General features: G+C 67.7%; 6 protein-coding genes. 1 reads left to right on the top strand and 5 read right to left on the bottom strand.

The genetic code is table 11. The annotated features are described in order from the left end of the window. Both RI841_RS13520 and RI841_RS13515 read right to left on the bottom strand, forming a co-directional pair. On the bottom strand, positions 1-1,361 hold a 1,361-nt coding region (locus RI841_RS13520), incomplete at its 3' end, for a vWA domain-containing protein (RefSeq protein WP_310706154.1). Between the two features lie 45 nt (positions 1,362-1,406). Then, positions 1,407-1,853, bottom strand: a complete 447-nt coding sequence (locus tag RI841_RS13515; RefSeq protein WP_310706152.1) for a hypothetical protein — start codon at positions 1,851-1,853, stop codon at positions 1,407-1,409. A 71-nt stretch (positions 1,854-1,924) separates the two neighbouring features. Here RI841_RS13515 and RI841_RS13510 point away from each other — a divergent pair, with 71 nt between their 5' ends. After that, positions 1,925-4,060 carry a prolyl oligopeptidase family serine peptidase gene (locus RI841_RS13510; RefSeq protein WP_310706151.1) on the top strand — a complete coding sequence of 712 codons (2,136 nt, stop codon included), beginning with the start codon at positions 1,925-1,927 and terminating at the stop codon, positions 4,058-4,060. Positions 4,061-4,098: 38 nt separating this feature from the next. Here the strand turns inward: RI841_RS13510 and RI841_RS13505 are convergent, their stop codons facing one another. The 3 genes from RI841_RS13505 to RI841_RS13495 form a co-directional block, all read right to left on the bottom strand. Continuing rightward, complete coding sequence (locus RI841_RS13505; protein WP_310706149.1) at positions 4,099-4,548, bottom strand: YcgN family cysteine cluster protein; 450 nt, start codon at positions 4,546-4,548, stop codon at positions 4,099-4,101. A gap of 156 nt (positions 4,549-4,704) precedes the next feature. Next, entirely contained in the window at positions 4,705-5,016 is a 312-nt protein-coding gene (locus RI841_RS13500) for a YcgL domain-containing protein (RefSeq protein ID WP_310706147.1), read from the bottom strand. Further along, positions 5,013-6,044: HRDC domain-containing protein (locus tag RI841_RS13495; RefSeq protein WP_310706146.1), on the bottom strand; the 1,032-nt coding region annotated here is incomplete at its 5' end. The genes RI841_RS13500 and RI841_RS13495, both read right to left, overlap by 4 nt.

Raw genomic sequence — 6,044 nt, 5'->3', positions numbered from 1 at the left:
CAGCGCGAGGCCCCGACTGCCTGGGCCTCGAGACGCTCTCCCTGCAGTTCGCCATGGATCTCGGTGTTGTCGCGATTCAGCCGGGGATGCTCGGCGGCAAGCACCACCCGACCCTCCCGAGGCCGATGCACCGCCCCGATAGCCGGCAGCACGTTCACCGCCTGCAGCCGCTGACGGCGGAACCCCTCCCCTTCGGCGCGGATCACCAGTCGCGCATTGCCGGTCAGGGCCGGCGCCGGCAGGCGGCCACGAAAGCGCCCCCCCTGGGCCTGTAACCGGACCAGGGACTGTACCTCGCCCTGGGCGTCCTGCAGCGAGACCGAGAGGGCGAGTTCCTCGATTTCCTCGCCGAGAGGATCACCTTCTCGCTCCACCCAGGCCTCCACCGAGACCTCGAAGCCCAGATAGAGGGTGGTCGGCAGGTCGGTGGTACGCAGGTGAAGCGGGGAGTCGACGTTGATGCGACTGCCCTCGCCCACCGGCCCCTCCAGACGCCACTCGCCGACCTGGGGATCGGGCACCCGGATGAGGTCGAAGCGTGGCTCCACCTGCCAACGCATGGCGTCCGTAACCGCGTCGGCCCGATAGCGCGTGCCATCCGGCGCGACCAGGGTCAGGGGGGCATCATCGGGCTCGTGGAAGAGCAGCGCCGAGAAGGTTTCCACGCCGTCGTCGATGACGAAGCGGCCTTCCTCCAGCGGCACCTGATCGCCCGGAAAGATCCGCTCGACGATATCGAGGAAGGCGCCCAGCAGCCTCTCGGGGTTCTCCGCGAGTGACGCCAGCCCACCAGTGGACTGGGCCAGCCGCTCCACCAGCGCCAGGTCGGCCTGGTCCGAGAAGGCGATGGCATGGATGGTCACGCCCTGGTCGGCCAGCTCGGTGGCCAGTTCGTCCACCAGCCGACGCCGCGAGGCATTGTCGACTTCGGGCTTGGCCCCTCGGGTCGGTGACAGGTCAATCATGCCATCGGTGAGCAGCACCAGGTGGCGCCAGCCGTTGGCCTCGGCCCTTGCCGCCTCGCGAAGGGCCACCTCGATATCGGTGTATTGCTGGTACTCCTGCAGGGCCGGTGGCAGGGCCAGCGCCCGTTCGCGCCAGGCGGCATCTACCTCGCCCAGCGGCAGGGGGTTGTCGACCGTTTCACCGAAGGTCCAGACGCCCGCCGTGGCGCCGTTGGGTAATAGCGCTACCAGCATGTCCAGGGCACTGAGCGCCAGACGGTCGGGATCGTTCTCCTTCATGCTGCCGGAGACATCGACCACCACCCGGACATCCGGTCGCTCCTCTCCACCGACCTGCGCCGGTACCGAGCTCGCCCACAACCACAGGACACAGCCGATGGCCAGTATCCAGGTCATCCGACCGAAGGGCCTTTCCATGCCATACCCGCCCATCGGGGCTCCTTAGCCGATCATCGGCTCCTGGCGCTCGCCCCGGCCGCCTCGGCGGGTACCGGCTGGCGCCTCGTCATCCATGTCCACGTAGTCATCGTCATCGAGGGTGTCACGATGGCGGCCGCGCCACCACAGCAGTAGCCCCACCATGACACCCAACCCGGCGCCCACCGCAACCAACACAGCGGCCGACATGAAGTCCGCGCCATTGCCCTCGAGAACGGCCACGGCCCCTACCACCACCGCCGGGGCGAAGCCGGAGTAGAACTCGCCCTCCTCCAGCAGCGGCAGGCGGAAATGGGCCGGCACCCACATCACGCCTGCCACCAGCCAGGTGACCACCAGCCGCGGCAACCGCGGCAGGAAGGCCAGCCCCAGGTAACCGGTCAGCAACACCACCAGCGACAATACGATATAGACCAGCCATAGTAGGGATATCGAATCCGAAATCAGCATCACGACCTCGCGACATGTGCGTCCACGACGCACGTTCTTGAAAATACACTGAGTATGGTACATCTCGCGCAATGAAAGCACAGCCGCCACGTAACCAGCCCCCCGAGACGACGGCCGATGACCCTGTCACCCGCTTTCGCCACGCCGATGACCCGGCATGGCACTGGCTGGAGAGCCGCGATGATCCAACGGTCACCGACTTCCTGGAAGCGGCCAACCAGGAGTCGCGGCGCTGGTTCACCCCCCTCGACGACCTGGTAGAGCGCCTCTACCACGGTCATCTGGCCCGCCGCGAACTGGCGGTCCATGGGCTGAGAACGCCCCTGGATCATTTCACGGTGTGGAGCGAGACGGCGGTGGATGCCGACTATCCGGTCTGGTGGCGACACCCCAACGGCGACCCCGATGCCGCGGAGTGTTTCCTCGACCTTCAGGCCAGGGCCAGTGAGCACGACTTCCTCGAAGTCGGTGACATGGCTCTGTCCCCGGATGAGGCCTGGCTGGCCTGGACCGAGGACACCCGCGGCGACGAGACCTACAAGCTCTATCTCAAGCGCCTGCCCGGTGGTGAACCCAGGGTCCTGCTCGAGGAGATCGGCCCCGAGATCGGCTGGGCCGAGGACAACGCCACCCTGCTCTTTACCCGCTATGACGCCACCCAGCGCCCGGAGAGCATCTGGCGCCTACCCCTGGAAGGCGGCAGGGCCGGCGAGCCGGCCCTGGTGCTGCGCGAAAAGGACCCGGAATTCTGGCTGGGACTCGGCAAGACCCGATCCCGTGAGTGGCTGGTCCTGGAGAGCGCCTCCAAGGATACCAGCGAGAGCCACCTGATCCCCGCCCGGACGCCGGCCACCGCGCCGCACTGCTTCCGCCCTCGGGAAAGCGGCGTGGAGTACGCTCTGGACCACCGCCCGGGCCACTTCTATGTGCTGCACAACCGCGAGGCCACCCACTTCCAGCTGGACGTGCTCGCCGAGCAGCGGCTAGGCGAGTCCGACCCCGCGACCCACTGGCAGACGCTGATCGCCCATCGCGACGATGACACCCTGGAGGGCGTCGACGCCTTCGACTGGGGGCTGGTGATCACCGAGCGCGACCACCATGAAGCCCAGGTGCACTTGCGCGTGCTGGAGTTGGATGCCAAGCACACCATCACCCGCGACGAACGGCTGCCGCTGCCGGAACTGCCCTGCAGCCTGGCATTGGGCGACGCACCTCACTTCGACACCCGCTGTCTGCGCCTGCGTGAGGAGTCTTTCATCCTGCCGGTGACCTGGCTCGAGCATGACCTCGACAGTGGTCAGCGGCGCCTGCTCAAGCAGCAGCCGATCCATGGCGACTTGAGGCCCGAGCAACTGGTCTGTGAGCGGCTATGGGCGAGCTCCCGCGACGGCGAACGGGTCCCCGTCTCGGTGGTGATGCGCGCCGACCTCGCCGGCCACCCGCTGCCCACCCTGCTCTTCGGCTACGGCGCCTACGGTGAGGTGCTCGACCCGTGGTTCTCGGTCGCCCGGCTGGAACTGCTGGCACGCGGCGCAGCCTTTGCCGTGGCGCATGTGCGAGGCGGCGGCGATCGCGGCGAACCCTGGTACCTGGCCGGGAAGCTCGAGCACAAGGCGAACAGCTTCCACGACTTCCTCGCCGCCCGCGACGCCCTGGTCGAAAAGGGCTTCAGCGACGGCGAGCGCATTGCGGCCTATGGCGCCAGTGCCGGGGGGCTGCTGGTCAGCGCCAGCCTCAACCTGGCCCCGGAAGCCTTCTGTGCCGCGGTGCTCGACGTGCCCTTCGTCGACGTGCTGCGCACCATGGAGAACCCTGATCTGCCTCTGACCACCGCGGAATACACCGAGTGGGGCGACCCCCGCGAACCCGAGGCACGACGGCGCATCGGCAACTACTCACCGCTGGACAACCTCTCGGTGCAGCCCTGGCCTGCGGTCTTCCTGCAGGGCAGCTGGCACGACACCCGCGTACCCTATTGGGAACCCGCCAAGCTCTATGCCCGCCTCAGGGAGTTGGGCCGTGGAGAGGCCGATAAAGGCCGCCCCGCGGATCGCCGCCCGGCGGAAGGCCGCCCCATCCTCTTGCGCACCGACATGGCCGCTGGTCACGGTGGGGCCTCGGGACGCTTCAAGGCCTGGCACGACAACGCCCGCCAGGATGCCTTCATCCTCTGGGCGCTGGGACTCGAGGGCCGGGACGCCTGATCCCTTGAGGCAAGTGACCCGGCATCAGCCGGGTCATCTCATGCATCGATGGGCAGGATGGCGATGATGTGCTCCTCGAGCTCCTCCTCGGGAACCTCGCGCTGTGAGACGGCGAAGCTGCGCACGCTGATGCCCTTGCGGTGCATGCGCTCTGGCCCGCCGGCAATCAGCGGGTGCCAGGCGGCAAGCTTGCGCCCTTCAGCCACCCGTCGATAGGCACAGGACCTCGGCAGCCAGCGGAAGTCGTCGATGCGTTCGGGGGTCAGTTGCGTGCAGTCAGGCACCCTCGCGAAGCGGTGGGCGTAGTCACTGCAGCGACAGCTGTGAATATCCAGCAGCTCGCAGGCAACGTTGAGCACCGCCAGGTCGCCGCTCTCCTCATCCTGGAACTTGAGCAGGCAGCACTGGCCGCAGCCGTCGCAGAGCGCCTCCCACTCCTCGCCGGTGAGCTCCTCCAGATCGAAGCGCTCCCAGAATCGTTCTCTCATGATCTCTCCTGACCCTCCTGGGGCCTTGGCGACGCGTGACTCGCCCGTGGGCTGGCCGAGGAGGAGGCGCTGTGAATACGTCCCTGTACGCTACCCACGCCGTCCGTGGCGCAGGTCCTCCTCGACCGGCCATCGGCGCCACTCGCCATCGCTGCTCTAGTAGCGCGCCTCGGTCGGGGTGCGATAGAGGTCGAGCAGATACTCCTCCTTGGCCGGCGGCATCTGCAGGTAATAGCCCTTCTCGCGGATGGCGGCCATGACGTCCATGGCCCTGGCTCGCCCCAGCGATTTCTCGGGGGTGAGGATCAGGGTCATGGCCGGTTGCGGCTTACCGAACCGCTCGAGCAGGACCTCGGGCACCTCCTCGACGCCCTGGCGCTTGTCCACGTAGAGATACATCTGCTCCTTGCGCGAGCTCTTGAAGACCTCGCACAGCAGCTTGTCACCGCGCATACGGTCATCACTCATCGGGATACCTCCTCGAGGGCCGCCGTCAGGCCCGCCTTCAGTCGGTCGCCGCGCCAGCCTTCAGGCAGCGGCAATGGCTGGTCCATGAGGTCGGCGCCCACCAGGGCCTCCAGGTCACGCCGCTTCAGCAGCACCTCCGGCGCCACGCCGAGCGCCTCTGCCTCGGCATTCACTACCTTCTTCAGTGCCTTGAGACGCTGCTTGAACGCGGGAGCCATGGGCGAGAGAGGTGCCGGCGGCAGCTCGCGCTCATCGATGTTCAAGGCCTCGCGTACCAGCCTCAGCAAGATGTCACCCTCGCGCTTGATCAGCGGGGGCTTGAGGCCCTCGACCCGGGCCAATTCAAAACGGTTCTCCGGCAACTGCTCGGCGATGGCGTAGAGCAACCGGTCAGGGACCAGCCACCCTCGTGGCACATCGCGGCGCCGGGCCTCTCCCTCGCGCCAGCGGGTCAGGCGCCGATAGGCTTCCACCTGGCGCGGCGAAAGGCGCCACAGCTGGCGATGGCGCAGGTACCACTGGCCATCGGCGGCATCGCTACGGGCCGACAGGGCAACCAGGACCGCACAATCCGCCTCGACCCAGGCCCGTCGCCCCTGCCGCTCCAGCGCTTCGCGCTGGTGCTGCCACACCTGCAGCAGGTAGACGACGTCGAGGGCGGCGTAGAGCCGCTGGGTCTCGCTGAGCGGGCGCTTGAGCCAGTCGGAGCGGGTCTCGTCCTTGGGCAGGGTCTCGCCGACCCAGGTCTCCACCAGCTTCTGGTAGCCCATGGAGGGCACCTCGCCGAGCAGCGACTGGGCGATCTGGGTATCCACCAGCGGCGCGACCGGCACGCCGGCCCAGTGGGCGAAGACCTCGAGGTCCTCGCTGGAGGCATGCAGCAGCTTGAGCGGCCCCGACGAGAGCAAACGCCGGAACGCCTCGGTACAGGCCACCTCCAGGGGGTCCACCAGAAAGGCGGGGCCGCCCGCGGTGAACTGGATCAGCGCCGGCACCGGATGGAAGGTGTTCTCGCGAAAGAACTCGGT

The organism is Halomonas sp. (assembly GCF_031581305.1).
Taxonomy (GTDB): domain Bacteria; phylum Pseudomonadota; class Gammaproteobacteria; order Pseudomonadales; family Halomonadaceae; genus Halomonas.
This window is presented reverse-complemented; position numbering and strand designations above follow the sequence as displayed.